This is a genomic window from Microcystis sp. LE19-84.1B, from assembly GCF_027531875.1.
GTDB lineage: Bacteria > Cyanobacteriota > Cyanobacteriia > Cyanobacteriales > Microcystaceae > Microcystis > Microcystis panniformis.
The window spans coordinates 1-16,457 of record NZ_JAPZSR010000225.1 but is presented as its reverse complement, the minus strand read 5'-3'; the positions used below and the strand labels follow the sequence as shown (position 1 = coordinate 16,457).

General features: G+C 45.7%; 19 protein-coding genes and 1 pseudogene. 6 read left to right on the top strand and 14 right to left on the bottom strand.

What is annotated here, in order from left to right; translation table 11 throughout:
- The first annotated feature begins 148 nt into the window (after positions 1–148).
- A complete protein-coding gene (locus tag O9324_RS13115) occupies positions 149–2,515 on the top strand; it encodes a tetratricopeptide repeat protein (protein ID WP_288140412.1) in 2,367 nt (788 codons plus the stop codon).
- A gap of 331 nt (positions 2,516–2,846) precedes the next feature.
- Here O9324_RS13115 and rpmE read toward each other — a convergent pair whose 3' ends face one another.
- The 11 genes from rpmE to O9324_RS13060 form a co-directional block, all read right to left on the bottom strand.
- A complete protein-coding gene (gene rpmE, locus O9324_RS13110; protein ID WP_002735793.1) occupies positions 2,847–3,080 on the bottom strand; it encodes a 50S ribosomal protein L31 in 234 nt (77 codons plus the stop codon).
- A 19-nt stretch (positions 3,081–3,099) separates the two neighbouring features.
- The gene (gene rpsI / locus O9324_RS13105; RefSeq protein WP_002737094.1) at positions 3,100–3,513 is read right to left on the bottom strand and encodes a 30S ribosomal protein S9; all 414 of its coding nucleotides are present in this window, start codon (positions 3,511–3,513) and stop codon (positions 3,100–3,102) included.
- Positions 3,514–3,517: 4 nt separating this feature from the next.
- A complete protein-coding gene (gene rplM / locus O9324_RS13100) occupies positions 3,518–3,973 on the bottom strand; it encodes a 50S ribosomal protein L13 (RefSeq protein ID WP_002735375.1) in 456 nt (151 codons plus the stop codon).
- A gap of 133 nt (positions 3,974–4,106) precedes the next feature.
- Positions 4,107–4,937 (bottom strand): tRNA pseudouridine(38-40) synthase TruA, encoded by an 831-nt coding sequence (gene truA, locus O9324_RS13095; protein WP_288140411.1) that lies wholly within the window; start codon positions 4,935–4,937, stop codon positions 4,107–4,109.
- A 2-nt stretch (positions 4,938–4,939) separates the two neighbouring features.
- A complete protein-coding gene (rplQ, locus tag O9324_RS13090; RefSeq protein ID WP_002766099.1) occupies positions 4,940–5,290 on the bottom strand; it encodes a 50S ribosomal protein L17 in 351 nt (116 codons plus the stop codon).
- Between the two features lie 21 nt (positions 5,291–5,311).
- Positions 5,312–6,253 (bottom strand): DNA-directed RNA polymerase subunit alpha, encoded by a 942-nt coding sequence (locus tag O9324_RS13085; protein ID WP_002766101.1) that lies wholly within the window; start codon positions 6,251–6,253, stop codon positions 5,312–5,314.
- Between the two features lie 193 nt (positions 6,254–6,446).
- A complete protein-coding gene (gene rpsK, locus O9324_RS13080) occupies positions 6,447–6,839 on the bottom strand; it encodes a 30S ribosomal protein S11 (protein WP_002735413.1) in 393 nt (130 codons plus the stop codon).
- 39 nt (positions 6,840–6,878) lie between these two features.
- Positions 6,879–7,262, bottom strand: a complete 384-nt coding sequence (gene rpsM / locus O9324_RS13075) for a 30S ribosomal protein S13 (protein WP_002735415.1) — start codon at positions 7,260–7,262, stop codon at positions 6,879–6,881.
- A 93-nt stretch (positions 7,263–7,355) separates the two neighbouring features.
- Positions 7,356–7,469: a 50S ribosomal protein L36 gene (gene rpmJ / locus O9324_RS13070; protein WP_012593611.1), complete on the bottom strand. Its 114-nt coding sequence runs from the start codon at positions 7,467–7,469 to the stop codon at positions 7,356–7,358.
- Positions 7,470–7,596: 127 nt separating this feature from the next.
- On the bottom strand, positions 7,597–7,827 hold the full coding sequence (infA, locus tag O9324_RS13065) for a translation initiation factor IF-1 (RefSeq protein ID WP_002737109.1): 231 nt from the start codon (positions 7,825–7,827) through the stop codon (positions 7,597–7,599).
- Between the two features lie 340 nt (positions 7,828–8,167).
- Positions 8,168–8,434, bottom strand: a complete 267-nt coding sequence (locus O9324_RS13060) for a YciI family protein (protein WP_288140410.1) — start codon at positions 8,432–8,434, stop codon at positions 8,168–8,170.
- A gap of 295 nt (positions 8,435–8,729) precedes the next feature.
- Between O9324_RS13060 and O9324_RS13055 the strand changes: the two genes are divergently transcribed.
- Complete coding sequence (locus O9324_RS13055; protein ID WP_002770320.1) at positions 8,730–9,281, top strand: 2'-5' RNA ligase family protein; 552 nt, start codon at positions 8,730–8,732, stop codon at positions 9,279–9,281.
- Between the two features lie 147 nt (positions 9,282–9,428).
- Positions 9,429–10,895, top strand: a complete 1,467-nt coding sequence (gene glcD / locus O9324_RS13050; RefSeq protein ID WP_288140409.1) for a glycolate oxidase subunit GlcD — start codon at positions 9,429–9,431, stop codon at positions 10,893–10,895.
- Between the two features lie 29 nt (positions 10,896–10,924).
- Here glcD and O9324_RS13045 read toward each other — a convergent pair whose 3' ends face one another.
- Both O9324_RS13045 and O9324_RS13040 read right to left on the bottom strand, forming a co-directional pair.
- Positions 10,925–11,689, bottom strand: a complete 765-nt coding sequence (locus O9324_RS13045; protein ID WP_288140408.1) for a hypothetical protein — start codon at positions 11,687–11,689, stop codon at positions 10,925–10,927.
- A 219-nt stretch (positions 11,690–11,908) separates the two neighbouring features.
- A complete protein-coding gene (locus O9324_RS13040) occupies positions 11,909–12,664 on the bottom strand; it encodes a creatininase family protein (protein WP_288140407.1) in 756 nt (251 codons plus the stop codon).
- A 74-nt stretch (positions 12,665–12,738) separates the two neighbouring features.
- Here O9324_RS13040 and O9324_RS13035 point away from each other — a divergent pair, with 74 nt between their 5' ends.
- The 3 genes from O9324_RS13035 (at position 12,739) to phoU (ending at position 15,844) form a co-directional block, all read left to right on the top strand.
- A complete protein-coding gene (locus O9324_RS13035; RefSeq protein ID WP_288140406.1) occupies positions 12,739–13,491 on the top strand; it encodes a response regulator transcription factor in 753 nt (250 codons plus the stop codon).
- Between the two features lie 47 nt (positions 13,492–13,538).
- Positions 13,539–14,843, top strand: a complete 1,305-nt coding sequence (locus tag O9324_RS13030; RefSeq protein ID WP_288140405.1) for a sensor histidine kinase — start codon at positions 13,539–13,541, stop codon at positions 14,841–14,843.
- Between the two features lie 332 nt (positions 14,844–15,175).
- A complete protein-coding gene (phoU, locus tag O9324_RS13025) occupies positions 15,176–15,844 on the top strand; it encodes a phosphate signaling complex protein PhoU (protein WP_287633568.1) in 669 nt (222 codons plus the stop codon).
- A gap of 102 nt (positions 15,845–15,946) precedes the next feature.
- On the opposite strand, the pseudogene O9324_RS13020 reads toward phoU, so the two are convergent.
- A pseudogene (locus O9324_RS13020) lies at positions 15,947–16,202 on the bottom strand (zinc ribbon domain-containing protein); the annotation flags it as partial.
- Between the last annotated feature and the right edge of the window lie 255 nt (positions 16,203–16,457).

The window sequence follows — 16,457 nt, the reverse complement described above, 5'->3', positions numbered from 1 at the left end:
CATAATCAAAATTTCCAGATTGAGCTAGGCTTTTTCTGTGATCCGTGAGGGGGTTGGGTGTTGGGGAGTGGGGGACAGCCAAAGGAATGACATTTCTAGATGAATAGATCATAATTGAATTAATTGGCTAATTTAAGCTTATTTTCCCATGGCTACTGACGAATTACAAAACCTCCAAGACAATATTCAATGCTTGAAAGAACAATTAGCGGGAAAGCGAAACACTTTAATCACAATCGCACCGGAAGAAAAAGTTAGGATCAAGCAGCAAATCGAAGATTTACGCCGACTAATTCGGTATTTTGAACGGGAAAAATGGGATTTAGTCGCCAGCGAGAGTCAAGAAGCGTCCTTTGATTGCAGGGGTGAAAAATCGGCTAAAAAAGTAAGTAATCCCTCTATCCCTAGTAATGTGGGCAAAAGTACGGTTAATTTTGTCGGGAGGGAAGATGAGTTAACCTTAATTCATCAGCAATTGCAAACAGAACAAGGGGTGATTGTTTGTGCAGTAGAAGGGTTAGGGGGAATAGGAAAAACCGCTTTAGCTTTAGAATATGCGAAACGATACCAACAGGAATACGCGGGACAATATTGGTTATCCTTGCGACTATCGGGTTTAGCAGAAGAAATAGTTAAATTAGCCGCTCCCTATCTATCTTTACCAGAAATATTGAAAAAAGAATCTTTAGAAAAACAAGTGAACTGGTATTGGCAAAATTGGCTACCTCAGCAGGGAAAATTATTATTAATTCTCGATGATGTCCCCAATATCGACAGAATTCCCGATCGAATGTTACCAAAAGATTCTAGGATTAAGATATTAGTCACCACTAGGGAAAGGTGTCTTAGTACGGAATTTGAGTCTATAGCTTTAGATGTTTTACCCTTAGATAAATGTGTAGAATTATTAACCAAAATTGTTGGTACTGCTAAAGTTGAGCAAGAAAAAGCTTTAGTAGAACAGATTTGTCACGAAATTTTAGGACGCTTAACCTTAGCAGTGGAGTTAGTGGGGGAATATTTAGCAAAAAATCGTCATTTAAAGTTTAGCCATTTACGCGATAAATTAAATTTAGCTCATACTGCTTTAACCAAGGAAAGAAACCACAAAGATTATGGACATTTAGGGGTAGCAGCCGCAATTAAAATCAGTTGGGATGATTTAAGTTTTGCTGGTCAAAAAGTGGCAATGCTGTTGAGTTTATTCGCACCGGTGGCTATTGCTTGGACGTTGCTAGAATATACGGCAAAATCCACGGAAATTACCGAAAGCGAACTGGAAGAAGCGCGGGGACAATTGGATAATTCTCATCTGATGCAACCCGTGGATGAGGACTATTCTTTTTATCGGATTCATCCCCTCGTGAGAGAATTTTTTCAACAGCAATTACAGGCAATTCCTCAGATAAATTCTCTTTATCGATGCGCTTTTGTGGAAACTTTGTTAACTATTGCTAAAACTATCCCGCAAACCCCCACAAGGGAGATTATTGCAGCGGTAACTCCCGCAATTCCCCATCTGCAACTTGTCAGTCAAACCATGTTAGATGATATTCCCAACCCGGAAGATAATTTAATTTTGGTGTTTCTTGGGTTAGCTTTGTTTTATAAGGGACAGGGAGAATATAATTTAGCAGCAGTTACCTTAACAAAATGTTGTGAAGAAATCCAATCTCGCTTAGGAGAAAACCATCCAATTGTTGCTGACATTCTCAATAATTTAGCAGTGTTATATGAATTCCAAGGCAGGTACGCAGAAGCGGAGCCCTTATATAAGCGCTCCGTTTCTCTGATAAAACAGCTATTAGGAGAAAACCATCCCATTGTTGCTACCAGTCTCAATAATTTAGCACTATTATATCAATGCCAAGGCAGATACACAGAAGCAGAATCGTTGTATAAGCACTCCCTTTCTCTGATAGAACAGCTATTAGGAAAAAACAATCTCTATTTTGCTAACATTCTCAATAATTTAGCAGAATTATACCTCAGTCAAGGCAGATACATAGAAGCGGAACCCTTGTGTAAGAGATGCCTTTCTCTGATAGAACAGCTATTAGGAGAAAACCATCCTCATTTTGCTACCATTCTCAATAATTTAGCGGAATTATACCGCTTTCAAGGCAGATACGCAGAAGCGGAACCCTTGTCTAAGAGATGCCTTTCTCTGAAAGAACAGCTATTAGGAGAAAACCATCCCGATGTTGCTGCCAGTCTCAATAATTTAGCGGGATTATACAAATACCAAGGCAGATACATAGAAGCGGAACCGTTGTATAAGCGCTCCCTTTCTCTGCGGGAACAGCTATTAGGAGAAAACCATCCCGATGTTGCTGCCAGTCTCAATAATTTAGCGGGATTATACAAATACCAAGGCAGATACGCAGAAGCGGAACCGTTGTATGTGAGAGCTATTGCTATTTATCAAGAAAGATTAGGAGAAAATCATCCCGATACCCAAATAGTAAGGCAAAATTTTATGATTCTATCGAATAAAGCTGCTGCCTTCCTTTAAATACGCGCAAAAAAGTCCCGTACAACTGACAAAATTTTGTCTCTGCTCTGTATCTTTTATTTGCTTGACTTTTTGAGCAACTTGTGCTAGTAAATCTGGGAGCGAGTCTAAAAATAGGGTGTAGGCAACAGTATGAGATCGCCAATACCGCATCAGATTATACTTCATCTTTATGAGAAACGCTGTATGAAGACAGGCACTGATGCAAAAGGGAGAATAAATAATTAGTCTTTAATAACCGGATTTAGGATAATGACCCTACCAGCCTAAAAATAGCAAAAAACCCGGCGGAAAAATTTCCCCACCGGGTCAAAAAGGCAAAAGTAAAGAATTATTTCTGATCAGCCTTTTTGCTTGACTTATCGCCCATTTTGTACTTACGCAAGAAGCGATCGACCCGGCCCTCCGTATCGATCATCTTCTGGGTTCCCGTATAAAAAGGATGATTACCCGACCAAACCTCCACATGAATTTCTGGTTTGGTCGAACCCACCGTCATCACCACTTCACCATTACAAATCACCTTAGCTTCCGGATACCAAGTAGGATGAATTTTTTTCGGCATAATAAACCTCTCTATTAACCTAACGTTTCGAGTATTGAGGCGCTTTACGCGCTTTGTGAAGACCGTATTTTTTCCGTTCCTTCGCCCGGGGATCCCGAGTCAGATAACCTTCACTCTTGAGGGGAGGACGATTTTCCGGGGCCAATTGACATAAAGCTCTAGCGACACCCAATTTCACCGCGTCCGCTTGGCCGGTCAAACCACCGCCCTCGGCCTTAACGATGATATCATACTCGTTTTCCAGTCCCAAGGTCTCCAGAGGAGCCTTAATCGTCTGGATATAGGTGGGAATACGGTTAAAATGGGTTTCTCCATCGCGACCGTTAACGGTAATTGCCCCCGTCCCCGGCACCAGACGCACGGAAGCGACCGCTGATTTGCGTCGTCCCGTTCCCCAATAAACTACCTTATTTTTACTGTCCGTGGCTTGCATTGACTTAATTTCCTCCTGCGGGAATCGTATTAATCGCTAAAACTTCCGGTTGTTGTGCCTGATGGGGATGTTCCGCACCCGCATAAACTTTCAGTTTCGTGAACAATTTCCGACCTAAGCTATTTTTCGGGAGCATTCCCTTAACAGCGTGTTCGATAATCCGTTCAGGAATGCGTTTTTGCAGTTTATCGAAGCTTTCTACCTTCATACCACCCGGTCTGCCGGAGTCGCGGCGATAAACTTTCTGTTGGCGTTTTTTGCCCGTCACCGTCACTTTTTCGGCGTTAATAACAATGACAAAATCCCCCGTATCCAGATGGGGGGTGAAGGTGGCTTTATTTTTGCCCCGTAGAATCATCGCGATCTCGGTGGCCAGACGACCTAGACGCTGATCGGCCGCATCAATGACGTACCATTTCTGCTCTAGAGTCTCTAAATTTGGTAGCGGTGTTTTGTTCATGGTCAGTTTGCCTTGCTTTACAAAAATTAATTTTTTTTATTGCCCACCTGGGTGTTGGGGGGTTAGGGTTTTAGGGTTTTAGGGTTTTAGTTGAAATTCCCCCATTTCCCTATCTCCCTATTCCCCCATGTCCCTATTCCCCTATCCCCTCTGCTCGGAAATAATAAAGAGGCTGAGTCTCGCACCAGACGCTATCGGCAAAGGGAAAATCGGCGTAACCCACCCGCAGTAAACATAGTCCTTTAGCTGGCGCGGCGTATTTGACCAATTCTCGGCGCTGATTGACCCAGATGTCGGTAAAGTTTTCTAGCGATCGCTCACCAGTTCCCACCTCCACCAACATTCCCACCAATAGCCGCACCATCCCGTACAAAAAGCCATTGGCTTGAATTTCCATCTGTACAAACGGCCCTTGACGGTAGCATTCCACCCCCTGTACTTCTACCCAAGAATGGTCACGGCTAGAGTTGGCACGGTGAAAGGCGGCCAGATGGTGCTTACCCAATAAGGGAGCCAGGGCCCTGGCCATCAAATCGGCATCGAGGGGACGATGGTAGTAGTGCCAACTAAAGGGACTAACAAAGAGATTGGGGATGGGGTCGGTATAGAGGGTGTAACGATAACGTCGCCAGAGGGCCGAGAAACGGGCGTGCCAGCGATCGGGAACCTGAGCCGAGGCCCGAATGACGATATCGTCATCTAGCCGAGCATTGAGAACCTTGGCCCAATGGGCAGGTGGGATCGGACTCTGCTGCTGGAAATGGGCAACTTGGGCGGCGGCGTGAACACCGCTATCGGTACGTCCGGCCCCGTGCAGAGTGACGTCATGACCGAGAATATCGGCCAGAGCCTTCTCGATTTCCTCCTGCACGCTCCTGTGATGGGGTTGCCGTTGCCAGCCGTGGAAATTAGTTCCCACATACTGGATAACTAGGGCGATCCGCGACTGGGGGCAAGCTGTCATCGTTACATCAGTTCGATAATCGCCATGGGGGCATTATCCCCGCGACGGCGCAGGGTACGCACGACCCGGGTATAACCGCCGTTACGGTTGCCATAACGGGCCTGGGCGCCTTCAAAGAGGGCGTGAACCAGTTGTTTGTCGTAGATGTAGCCCATAGCTTGGCGACGGGCGCTCAGGGAACCGTCTTTAGCTAGGGTGATAATGTGGTCTACCTCTGCTCGCACCGCTTTCGCTTTCGCTAGGGTGGTGGTGATCTGACCGTGGCGAATTAGCTGGGTGGCCAAGCTGCGCAGCAGTGCCTTTCTTTGGTCAGCCGGCAGACCCAATTGAGGCACTTTACACCGATGTCTCATGGTATTTTCCTGGAATTGGGTTTACTTGCTTTTTTCTTGGGGTAGGGTGATGCCTAACCGTTTTTGTAGGGCTTCAATGACTTCTTCCGCCGATTTCTGCCCAAAGTTTTTGATTTCTAAGAGATCTTCTTGGCTGTAATCGAGGAGGTCGGCTACGGTGTTGATCTGCGCTCGCTTTAGGCAATTGTAGGCGCGCACGGATAATTGTAGTTCCTCGATCGGAATTTGGTTTTCTTGGTTGATCTCTTGGTCGTCAAAGTTACCGGAGGATTCGAGGGCGTTGAGATCCTTGAGCGGGTTAAAGAGATTAACCAGCATATCGGCCGCTTGGGAAAGGGCTTCTTTGGGGTTAATGCTCCCGTTTGTCCAAATTTCTAAGAGCAGACGATCTCTAGCTTGACCGCTTTCGGAACGGATATCTTCGACGCTGTAGTTGACTTTGGTTACGGGCATAAAAATCGAGTCGATTTGCAGAAAGTCCAGCGAAGTGGCTTCTTCTTTACTGCGATCAATCGCCCGGTAGCCTTTGCCTTTTTCCACGCGAAATTCCATCTCTAGCTTGGCCCCTTCGGCCAGGGTAGCGACGTACTGATTGCGATCAACTATCTCGATTTCTGAGGGTAAATCGAATTGTGCCGCCACTACTGTCGCTGGTCCAGTTGCCACTAAACGCCCGATCTGGGTTTGATTGGTGTAGCTTTTGAGGATGATTTCTTTCATGTTGAGCATGAGTTCCATCACGTCCTCGCGTACTCCCTGGACGGTGGCAAATTCGTGATTGACTCCCGCGATCCGCAGGGCCGTCACGGCCGCCCCTTCCAGATTGGAAATGAGAATCCGTCTCAGGGCATTACCTACGGTCGTACCCTGGCCTCTTTCTAGAGGTTCTAGTACGAATTTACTGTACTGACTCTGATTCTTGTAAGTTTTTGCTTCTACACACTCGATTTGAAATTGCGCCACCGATTGACCTCCCTTGTTCAGTTTTCAGTTATCAGTTATCAGTTATCAGTTTTCTTTGGCTTTCAGCGTTTAGCGTTCGGCGTTTAGCTTTTTGAGCAGATGGTCTTTGACGACCCGATTCTGCTGCTGATGCGCTCAAAGCTAACGGCTGTCGGCCTCAAGATCCCTGTCACCTGAAAAAGCTGTTCACTGTTTACACTCTCCGGCGTTTGGGAGGACGACAACCATTGTGGGGGATGGGAGTCACGTCCCGGATCAGGGTGATTTCTAATCCTGCTCCTTGCAGGGCCCGGATTGCGGTTTCCCGTCCTGCCCCGGGGCCACTAACCATCACTTCTAGTTGACGCATTCCCTGTTCGATCGCTCGGCGGGCGGCGTTATCGGCGGCGGTTTGGGCGGCGAAGGGGGTTCCTTTTTTGGCTCCTTTAAAACCACTCGATCCCGCCGATGCCCAAGAGATCACATCGCCTTTGGTATCGGCGATCGTGACAATGGTATTGTTGAAGGTCGATTGAATGTGAGCGACTCCGGTAGGAATATTTTTTTTCTGTTTTTTCGGTCCGGTTTTTTTGGTTGGTCGCGCCATAGTTTTTCTTGATTGGGGGATATCGCAATGAATAAAAAATTATTTCTTGGAGGGGGCTTTTTTCTTCCCTGCCACTGTCACCCGACGACCGCGACGGGTCCGCGCATTGGTTCGCGTCCGTTGCCCGCGCACGGGTAATCCTAGCCGATGCCGACGACCTCGATAGGTGCCGATATCGGCGAGGCGTTTGATGTTCATCGCCTCCCAGCGTCTCAAATCCCCCTCGATTTGATAATTTGTTTCGATATAAGTCCGTAGCGCCGCCACGTCTTCATCGCTGAGATCCTTGACCCGAGTGTCAGGGTTAACACCCGTCGCGGATAAGACTTCTTGGGAACGCGATAGACCCACTCCGTAGAGGTAGGTCAGGGCGATTTCCACACGCTTATCGCGAGGTAGGTCTACACCAGCTATCCTTGCCACGCTTTTTCTTTCTCCCTATGAACGATTTTTTTTCCAAAAACGACTACAATTAACGGTAACGATTCTCTGCCCCAAGACAGTGACTTTGGTGGTTTAACCTTGTCTCTGCTTGTGTTTGGGGTTAGAACAAATTACCATGACCCGACCGCGCCGACGGATGACGCGGCACTTTTCGCACATTTTTTTGACAGACGCTCTAACTTTCATGCCTAACTATTTTGGCAACACTGCAAGCTTATTATTATATCAGATTTCTTTTACTCGTGTCACCTATTTTTTTAAAATAAATTTGGCTGCTTATTAGGCTTTTTGGCTTCTCTGCCCCTATTTATCGCTATTTTTTCTGATTTTTCAAGCGATAGGTAATTCTGCCTTTGGTTAGGTCGTAGGGGGTCAGTTCCACTTTGACTCGATCGCCGGGGAGGATTTTGATATAATTACGGCGGATTTTGCCGGATATATGAGCTAAGACGTTGAAACCGTTATCTAAATCCACCCTAAACATGGCGTTGGGCAAAGATTCGGTGACGGTTCCTTCCATTTCGATGAGATCTTGTTTAGACAAAGTTAATTCCTCAAATTCACTGGGGACAATTTAATGATCGGCAGCAGCAACCGTGCTGTCACCACAGTTCCCCCAGTATAGCTTATCAGTGATCAGTTATCAGTGATCAGTTATCAGTGATCAGTTATCAGATGTAAGTTTTCAGTTCACAGCAAAAAAGCACCCCATCTTCCCTCTCCCCCCGCAACGCGCACGAAGTGGTCTCCTGACTCCACTCTCCACCCCCATCTCCCCACTACTAGGCAGTATTTAAGGAGTAATATTTAGATAATCAACAGCTTAACATTGCCGTCTTTTCACTGATTACTGATTACTGTTTACTGTTGACTGAAAAGCTAGATTATTCTACGACAATTCGCCATTCATGGAGTTCGTATTCCACACAACCATTCTCGATTAAAGGATCGCGAACTATAATTGCCTGAGCTTCCTCAAGAGAATCGGCTTTAAATAATAACATTCCGCCGCCCTTTTCTGCCCAATAACCACTTTTTGCTGCTCGTCCTTGACTAATTAAATCACGCACATAGTCCTTATGGGCGCTGACATAGCGATCGAAGGTAGTTTTATCAACAATGCCTTTTTCTATCTTGACAAACCAGGGCATAAATTTTCAGGCGGCTAGGACGGATTAACAATCATATAATTATACCGATTAATCTTGGCCGTCGAGGGTGCCATGTAACAGAACTAAGCTCTTCCTAATTTAAATTGCTTGTTGAGACGAGGCAAGGGGCAAGAGGCAAGACCCCCCCGATGTCGGGGGGGCAAGGGGGGGGGAGATTCGGCTAATCTAAGAATAAGCGGTTTAAATACGTCTTAGCTTATACAATTAGCTTAGAGTTGTGGAAGACTGCTAGAATCGAGGTGACAGCCTCATTTCTGTAGCTTTGCTTGCTTCCATGAATCAACCCCAGGGATCTCTATTTTTTATCGCGCTTTTGCCGCCGCCAGAAGTACAGGAAATTGCCACAAAAATCAAGTTAGAGTTTGCAGAAATTTACAATAGTCGCGCTGCCCTGAAATCGCCTCCCCACGTCACTCTCCAACCGCCTTTCCGGTGGAATTTAGGACAATTACCAGATTTAGAAAGATGTTTAGAGGAATTTGCCCGCTTGCACTCTCCTATTCCCCTAATTCTCCAGAATTTTTCTGCCTTTAAACCGCGAGTCATTTATATTAATGTCCAGAAAACCCCGGAATTATTAACTCTGCAAAAACGGCTTTTACAGCAGCTAGAATCTTCCTTGAATATCAGCGATAATGCCTCAAAAAGCCGAGCTTTTGCGCCCCATTTAACCGTTGGCTTCCGAGATTTAACTAAAGATAATTTCTGGAAAGCTTGGTCAAAATATGCTAATCAAGAGCTATTTTTTGAGGTGATGATCGATGAAATTACCCTCCTAATTCATAACGGTAAGCACTGGGAAATTTATCGGCAATTTTCTCTATAATCCGGACTCTTGCAGGTTTCTATCTACAGAGGAGGGAGTTATAGTGGTAAAATAGGAGAGAGCAGTTTTTAAAGCTTCATTTCAGGCTTTTTGGCGAAATTTTAACCTATAGAGCGATTTTATGGCGACTCCGCCGCTCTGAAACCTATGTTACTCAAAAATCCCCCGAAAATCTCCCCCAATCTGATCAAACAGCTAGAAACGATCCTCGGCAAAGATGGAGTCATCCGTCGCAAAGATGAATTATTAACCTACGAGTGCGATGGTATCACAGGATACAGACAAAGACCCGCTCTTGTGGTACTGCCCCGCAGCACCGCCGAAATTGCGGCGGTGGTGAAACTCTGTCACGATAACGAGATTGCCTGGGTAGCGAGGGGGGCAGGAACGGGCTTATCGGGAGGGGCGTTACCCTTAGAAGAGGGGATTCTCATCGTCACGGCGCGGATGAATCAGATTCTCAGGGTTGATTTAGATAATCAAAGGGTGGTGGTGCAGCCCGGGGTGATTAATAATTGGGTGACACAAGCAGTAAGCGGGGCGGGATTTTATTATGCACCGGATCCCTCTAGTCAAATTATCTGCTCGATCGGTGGTAATGTGGCGGAAAATTCCGGCGGGGTTCACTGTTTAAAATACGGTGTCACTACCAATCACGTTATGGGCTTAAAAATCGTCCTTCCCGATGGTTCAATTATCGATGTGGGGGGAACAGTACCGGAACAACCGGGCTACGATTTAACCGGTTTATTTGTGGGTTCCGAGGGAACTTTAGGCATTGCCACGGAAATCACCTTAAAAATCCTGAAAACTCCGGAATCTATCTGTGTTTTACTGGCCGATTTTACCAGTATCGAGGCGGCGGGCCAAGCGGTGGCGGATATTATTAAATCGGGAATGATTCCGGCGGGGATGGAGATTATGGATAATCTCAGTATCAACGCCGTGGAAGACGTGGTGGCTACCGGCTGTTATCCGCGGGATGCCGAGTCAGTTTTATTAGTGGAATTGGATGGTTTAGGGGTAGAAGTCGCCAGTAATAAACATCGGGTTGCCGAGATTTGCCGTCAAAATGGGGCAAGAAATATCACCACGGCTAATGATGCCGAAACCCGCTTGAAACTCTGGAAGGGCAGAAAAGCGGCTTTTGCGGCGGCGGGGAAAATTAGCCCTAATTATTTTGTGCAGGATGGGGTGATTCCGCGCACTCAATTGGTGTCTGTTCTTCAGGAAATTAAGGCTTTAAGTGAAAAATACGGTTATAAAATCGCCAATGTTTTCCACGCGGGGGATGGTAATTTACATCCGTTGATTCTCTACGATAACAGGGTAGAGGGGGCCTGGGCAGAAGTGGAGGAATTAGGCGGTGAAATTCTCAAGCTTTGTGTGCGGGTTGGGGGCAGTTTATCAGGTGAACATGGTATCGGCATCGATAAAAATTGTTATATGCCCGCTATGTTCAACGAGATTGACTTAGAAACTATGGGCTATGTGCGGGATTGCTTTAATCCCAAAGGTTTAGCTAACCCGGGGAAATTATTCCCCACCCCGCGCAGCTGTGGGGAAGCTGCTAATGCCAAAATACAAGGGTTTGCGGGGGTGGATGTGTTTTAGGTTATCGGTAAATATTGACTGACTACTGATTACAGTCCATCTTGGGGTCCTAGGGGCAGATTGATATTAGAGGGGAAAACTGGCACTTGTCTTTCCAGAAAACGCTGAGTGACTAATTCTCGGAAAATCTCTAGGTCTTTTTGCCATTGTCCTAGATATTGTTTGAGCAGATTCAATCGATCGCTGCCCTCGGCCAGATTATAGTTAAAGTTGCCGGCAAATAGTAGCGCCGCTAAGGTTTGGCCATCGGGTAATTGCAATTTTGCCTCGTTAATCGCCACGGATAGCTGAGAGGTTTCTAATTGATAAAGTAGATTGATGCTGGCTTGTAGAGGGGCTATACCGAAATTGAGCCAGGGACCGGGGGCCAGAAGAGTTTCGGTGATGTATTTTTTAGCGGCATCGGGGCTACTGGGGAGAGGAACAATAGTTTTTGGGGCGATACTCAGGGCTTGATATTCGGCTAAAGGGAGTTTATCTAGATATAAACCGACAATTTCCGGCAGTTTCAGGTTCAGGCTATCGGGAGAGTTAATCATCTCCACAAAGGTAATTTTCCGGGGTTGGGCGGCGATGCCGATGCCATTTTGAAAATTAACTTGAGCGTAATTAGGATTGAGTACCGGCTGGCCGTTCAATTCCCAGTCGGGGGGAACTATTCCCGAATATTTGAGGAAATCAACCGTTAGCATGGCGGGATTGAGGCTTTTGGCTGTAATTGCGATGGAAAATTCTTGTATTTCCCGCAAACTAACCAGAGATTGATTGGAGTTATTGTCAGTGGTGGTAATCATCAATTTTCTCCTTGGATATTTAAGTTTTCTTTCTAAGTGGGTGGGGGTTAAAAATTGTTCGGATCTGCCCCTTATTAAGGGGGGATTAAGGGGGGATCGGCACCCTCCTTATCAAGGGGGGCAGGGGGGATCAAAGACAAAATCTATCTTCAATTTAATTGAAACCACTCACTTAGGGTTACAGTTAAATTATTCCGGATCTCGGTGGCTTAGTCACTATCACTCGGACAAAGAACAAGAGAGCCATTCCAGATAAGTATTACTCAATTCTTTCACGGCTAATTCATAGAACCTCTGACCGTGTTCGGGAGTCGCTAAAGCAGGATTGGAACCCATACGACCATCGGGGTAATTTTGGCGAAAATTAGCCGCACCGTAAATATCATGACCAGAAGCCACTTTATCCGATAAAAAGGCGTTTTTACGACTTTCAGGGTAAAGATACTGAGTTAACGCCACTTCGCTCGGTGTAGCGTGGGAACCCTCCTTATCTCCGTACAATTCTTTGGCTAAAAGATAAACTTCTCGCACCATAAACCAATTGGCCACTTGACATTTAACCTCGTTTGTGTTAGGCAAATTGAGGGCATCCAAATGATAATAGGTTTCCGCAAAGGCGGCTTTTAGGGTGGCAATATTACCCCCGTGACCATTAATAAAGAAAAATTGACGAAAACCGGCTCTAGCTAAACAAGTCACATAGTCGAGGATGACTTGAATCAAAGTGCTAGGACGAAGACTAATTGTACCGGGGAAAGCCGTGTGATGTAGGGCCATACCGACATTTAAGGTGGGTGCTACCATTGCTTGTACCTGTGTCCCTACTCCTTTAGCGATCGCCTCCGCACATAGAGCATCTGTACCAATCAGTCCCGTCGGCCCGTGTTGTTCCGTGGAACCAATGGGAATAATAATTCCCTGAGATTGTTCTAGATAGGATTCCACCTCTAACCATGTAGATAACTGTAATAACATTCGGCTCTAGCCTTCCAAAACGAATGCGGGTTGACAAATTGAGATAAAATTAGGACGAATAATCAAGTATTTTTATGTTAACCCTTGACAACCCCCCCTTGTCGGCGAGTACGGATTTCGTTCCCAATCATCGGATTTTAATCGTTGAAGATGAAGAAGTGATTCGGGATATGATTATTTTGGCTTTGGAAGAAGAAGGTTACGAGGCTCTCGGTGTTAGTGATGGTCGCGTTGCCCTAGAATTACTGCAAAGTCAAGAATCTAATCACGGTGAATCTCGTTTTGATTTGGTCGTTTTGGATTTAATGTTACCCCAAATCAACGGTCTTGATATCTGTCGTCTGTTGCGCTATCACGGCAATATTATCCCGATTTTAATTTTAAGTGCTAAGGCCAGCGAAACCGATCGAGTTTTGGGTTTAGAAGTGGGTGCCGATGATTATCTGACTAAACCCTTTAGTATGCGAGAATTAGTCGCTCGTTGTCGCGCTCTCATTCGTCGTCAAGGATTTACTTCCCTAGCTGCCGCTCCCGTGCGAAAATTCCGCGATGTTTTTCTCTATACCCAAGAATGTCGGGTGACGGTGCGAGATGAAGAAATTAACCTTTCTCCTAAAGAATTTCGTCTCCTCGACCTATTTATGAGTTATCCGCGCCGAGTTTGGTCAAGAGAGCAGTTAATTGAACAAATTTGGGGACCAGATTTTTTAGGAGACACCAAAACTGTCGATGTTCACATTCGCTGGTTACGGGAAAAACTGGAAATCGATCCCAGTCAACCGGAATACCTGATTACTGTACGCGGTTTCGGTTATCGTTTTGGCTAGGTGAGCGATTATATTTTCAAGTTTAGCGATCGCCGCTTTCTGGGATAATGACTATTTTCGCTTTTATTTTCGGAGTAGTTTTAGGTTTGAGTATTTGTTATTGGCAAGTCTCACGCTTAAATGGAGAGTTAAAGCGAAACCTGATCGCTCTCTCGGATTCGGTGGATTTATCGGCCTCTTTTCCCGTTACCTCCCTGGTGCGTCGAGAATTACAGTTTCTCTCCCAAAGTCTGCAAGAGCGAGAAAAGAGCTTAGAAATTCAGAAATCCTTGCTAGAACTAGCGCCGATCGCCTATCTTCATATAGATGCCGATAATCAACTGCTCTGGTGCAATCAACAGGCAATTACCCTCTTAAAACTCGATCGCTGGCAGCCAGATCAAGTGCGTCTGCTGCTGGAATTGGTACGCTCCTACGAATTAGATCAATTAATTCAAGAAACTCGCCAAAAACAGAGTCCACAGGTGCAAACTTGGACTTTTTACCCGACTAATTATCCTGTCAACTCCATTAGCGATCGCCAAGTGATTGCTCCTAAATCGATTGCCTTGAAGGGTTACGGTTATCCGCTGCCAGAAGGTGAAATCGCTGTATTTATCGAAAATAGACAGCCTTTAGTAGAATTATCGCAAAATCGCGAGCGAGCTTTCTCTGACTTAACTCACGAGTTACGCACTCCCTTAACCTCTATTTCTCTCCTCACCGAAGCTTTACAAAAACGCCTCCAAGCTCCCGAAAGACGCTGGTTAGAACAAATGGCGAAAGAAGTGGAGCGTTTGAGCCAATTAGTGCGCGATTGGCTAGAAATCAGTGAATTACAAGCGGATGCGGGGCGATCTTTACAATACCAGATGATTAATCTACAGGCTCTAATCAGCACCGCTTGGCAGACTGTCACCCCAATAGCCGCCCAAAAACAGATTAGCTTAGATTATTCCTCTCCGGTGGATTGGACGGTAGAAGTCGATCGTTCTCGTCTGCTGCAAGTTTTCCTGAATCTCTTTGATAATGCCATTAAGTATAGTCCCGATCAGGGGAAAATACGCCTAGAAATTCGGGAAATATCCGATACTATCGGGGAAAAATGGCTGAAAATTGACGTTATCGACAACGGGAAGGGATTTAACGAAGCGGATCTACCCTACGTTTTTGATCGCCTCTTTCGCGGTGATCCTTCCCGCACCCGTCAAAAACAAGGCAGCAAGGATCATAGTACCGGTTTAGGTTTATCGATTGCCAAAGAGATTATTCAAGCCCATGGCGGTTCGATCGTCGCTCAAAATGATCCTAACACCGGTGGCGCTCGCCTACAAGTCACTCTCCCCCGTCAAAAAAAGGCAGTGGGGTTTTAGGGTTTTAGGGTTTTAGGGTTTTAGGGTTTTAGGGTTTTAGGGTTTTAGGGTTTTAGGGTTTTAGGGTGTTGGGGTTTTAGGGTTTTAGGGTTTTAGGGTTTTAGGGTTTTAGTTGAATTCCCCCATTTCCCCATTCCCCCATTTCCCCATTCCCCCATTTCCCCATTCCCCCATTTCCCCATTTCCCCATTCCCCCATTTCCCCATTCCCCCATTCCCCCATTTCCCCTAGAGAAAAAAATCTGTCAAGTTCTCTAGACAACTGTACAAAACCGAAAATTTTCTTGTTATCACTGTAGAGAAAGAGTAGTTTTATGTTAAGCGAATCCGACCGTGAGCCTATCCAAAGAAACCAATCATCGCGATCGCACCTATTTCGCTCGTTCTCTCCAGCGATTGGAACAGGATGTGCTGAGAATGGGAACCTTGGTCGAAGAATCCTTTCGTCTTAGCCATCAATCCCTTTTTGCTAGGGATTTGGAAATGGCGAAAAAAATCCCCCTCCTTGACAAGGAAATCGATCGCTACTACCGTCAAATCGAGTTAGATTGTGCCACTCTCATGACTCTACAGGCTCCCGTAGCCCAAGATTTGCGGCTTTTAAGTGCTTTTATGCAATTAGTGCGCGATTTGGAACGTATCGGCGATTATGCCAAGGATTTGGCGGAAATAGCTCTCAAATTATTCGCCTATACTCCCCACGATTGTATGAGTGAGATCGAGGCTATGTCCCACCATGCTCAGTATATGTTAGCCACGAGCCTTGTTGCCCTGGCTGACCTCGATCAAGAAGCAGGTCCAAAGGTCAAAGAACTAGATAATACGGTCGATCGAGCCTATGATTATCTCTATCACACTCTCGCCCATCAAAGAGATATTAAGGGTGTGGTGGAACCAATCCTGCTGATGGCTTTACTAATCCGTCATCTGGAACGCATGGCCGATCACGCCACCAATATCGCCCAAAGGGTATCTTACATCGTTACCGGACAGAGAGGCTGAGGGTGTGGTGGCTCCTCAGATGATTTCTCTCGAATTCTGTCCCTCGCTTTTAGCGTTTACGACTCAGGGGGGTGAACTACTCTCAACAGAGTTGAGAGCTTCCTATTTCACGGGGGATTGCCTCAAGATGGACTTACGCCCAGCTTTTGGTCTTACATCCCCTCTATAGGCAGTATCGCGCTTTTCCTAACGATAATATCCGTAAGGCTTCATTTCTGATATTTATCGCCGCATTTATGTCCCGGTCATGGGTTGTGTTACAATGCACACAAGTCCAATTTCTAACCTCAAGCGGAAAACTACCCACTTGATTGAGACAGACATGACAAGTCTTAGAACTAGGGAAAAACCCAGAAACGTTGAATCCTGTAATAAAACTTTACATTGACAACCATAATACCCCTATAACATCAAATTTTAAGTTGAATAGACAATCCTCCGGAATCAGTGTACATAGCTAATATGTTGACACTTGACATCCTCGCCGCCGTAAAACGGACGGCGATTCCCAAACCTCACGATTTGGGTTTCTGCTTCTTTCCCGAAGGATTTTTCGCACCTGCCTTAACAGATTTACTCTGTTCTGGTCTTATGGTCGCTCTACAGACTGACA

Excerpts from the sequence above, each read along its gene's own strand:
- O9324_RS13045 (WP_288140408.1), bottom strand. The coding sequence starts at position 11,689 with ATGATTACCACCACTGACAATAACTCCAATCAATCTCTGGTTAGTTTG.
- rpmE (WP_002735793.1), bottom strand. The coding sequence starts at position 3,080 with ATGCCGAAAAAAATTCATCCTACTTGGTATCCGGAAGCTAAGGTGATT.
- rpsK (WP_002735413.1), bottom strand. The coding sequence starts at position 6,839 with ATGGCGCGACCAACCAAAAAAACCGGACCGAAAAAACAGAAAAAAAAT.
- rplQ (WP_002766099.1), bottom strand. The coding sequence starts at position 5,290 with ATGAGACATCGGTGTAAAGTGCCTCAATTGGGTCTGCCGGCTGACCAA.
- O9324_RS13060 (WP_288140410.1), bottom strand. The coding sequence starts at position 8,434 with ATGCCCTGGTTTGTCAAGATAGAAAAAGGCATTGTTGATAAAACTACC.
- O9324_RS13115 (WP_288140412.1), top strand. The coding sequence starts at position 149 with ATGGCTACTGACGAATTACAAAACCTCCAAGACAATATTCAATGCTTG.
- O9324_RS13055 (WP_002770320.1), top strand. The coding sequence starts at position 8,730 with ATGAATCAACCCCAGGGATCTCTATTTTTTATCGCGCTTTTGCCGCCG.
- rplM (WP_002735375.1), bottom strand. The coding sequence starts at position 3,973 with ATGAACAAAACACCGCTACCAAATTTAGAGACTCTAGAGCAGAAATGG.
- O9324_RS13030 (WP_288140405.1), top strand. The coding sequence starts at position 13,539 with ATGACTATTTTCGCTTTTATTTTCGGAGTAGTTTTAGGTTTGAGTATT.
- rpmJ (WP_012593611.1), bottom strand. The coding sequence starts at position 7,469 with ATGAAAGTTAGAGCGTCTGTCAAAAAAATGTGCGAAAAGTGCCGCGTC.
- rpsI (WP_002737094.1), bottom strand. The coding sequence starts at position 3,513 with ATGCAAGCCACGGACAGTAAAAATAAGGTAGTTTATTGGGGAACGGGA.
- O9324_RS13035 (WP_288140406.1), top strand. The coding sequence starts at position 12,739 with ATGTTAACCCTTGACAACCCCCCCTTGTCGGCGAGTACGGATTTCGTT.
- O9324_RS13040 (WP_288140407.1), bottom strand. The coding sequence starts at position 12,664 with ATGTTATTACAGTTATCTACATGGTTAGAGGTGGAATCCTATCTAGAA.
- truA (WP_288140411.1), bottom strand. The coding sequence starts at position 4,937 with ATGACAGCTTGCCCCCAGTCGCGGATCGCCCTAGTTATCCAGTATGTG.
- glcD (WP_288140409.1), top strand. The coding sequence starts at position 9,429 with ATGTTACTCAAAAATCCCCCGAAAATCTCCCCCAATCTGATCAAACAG.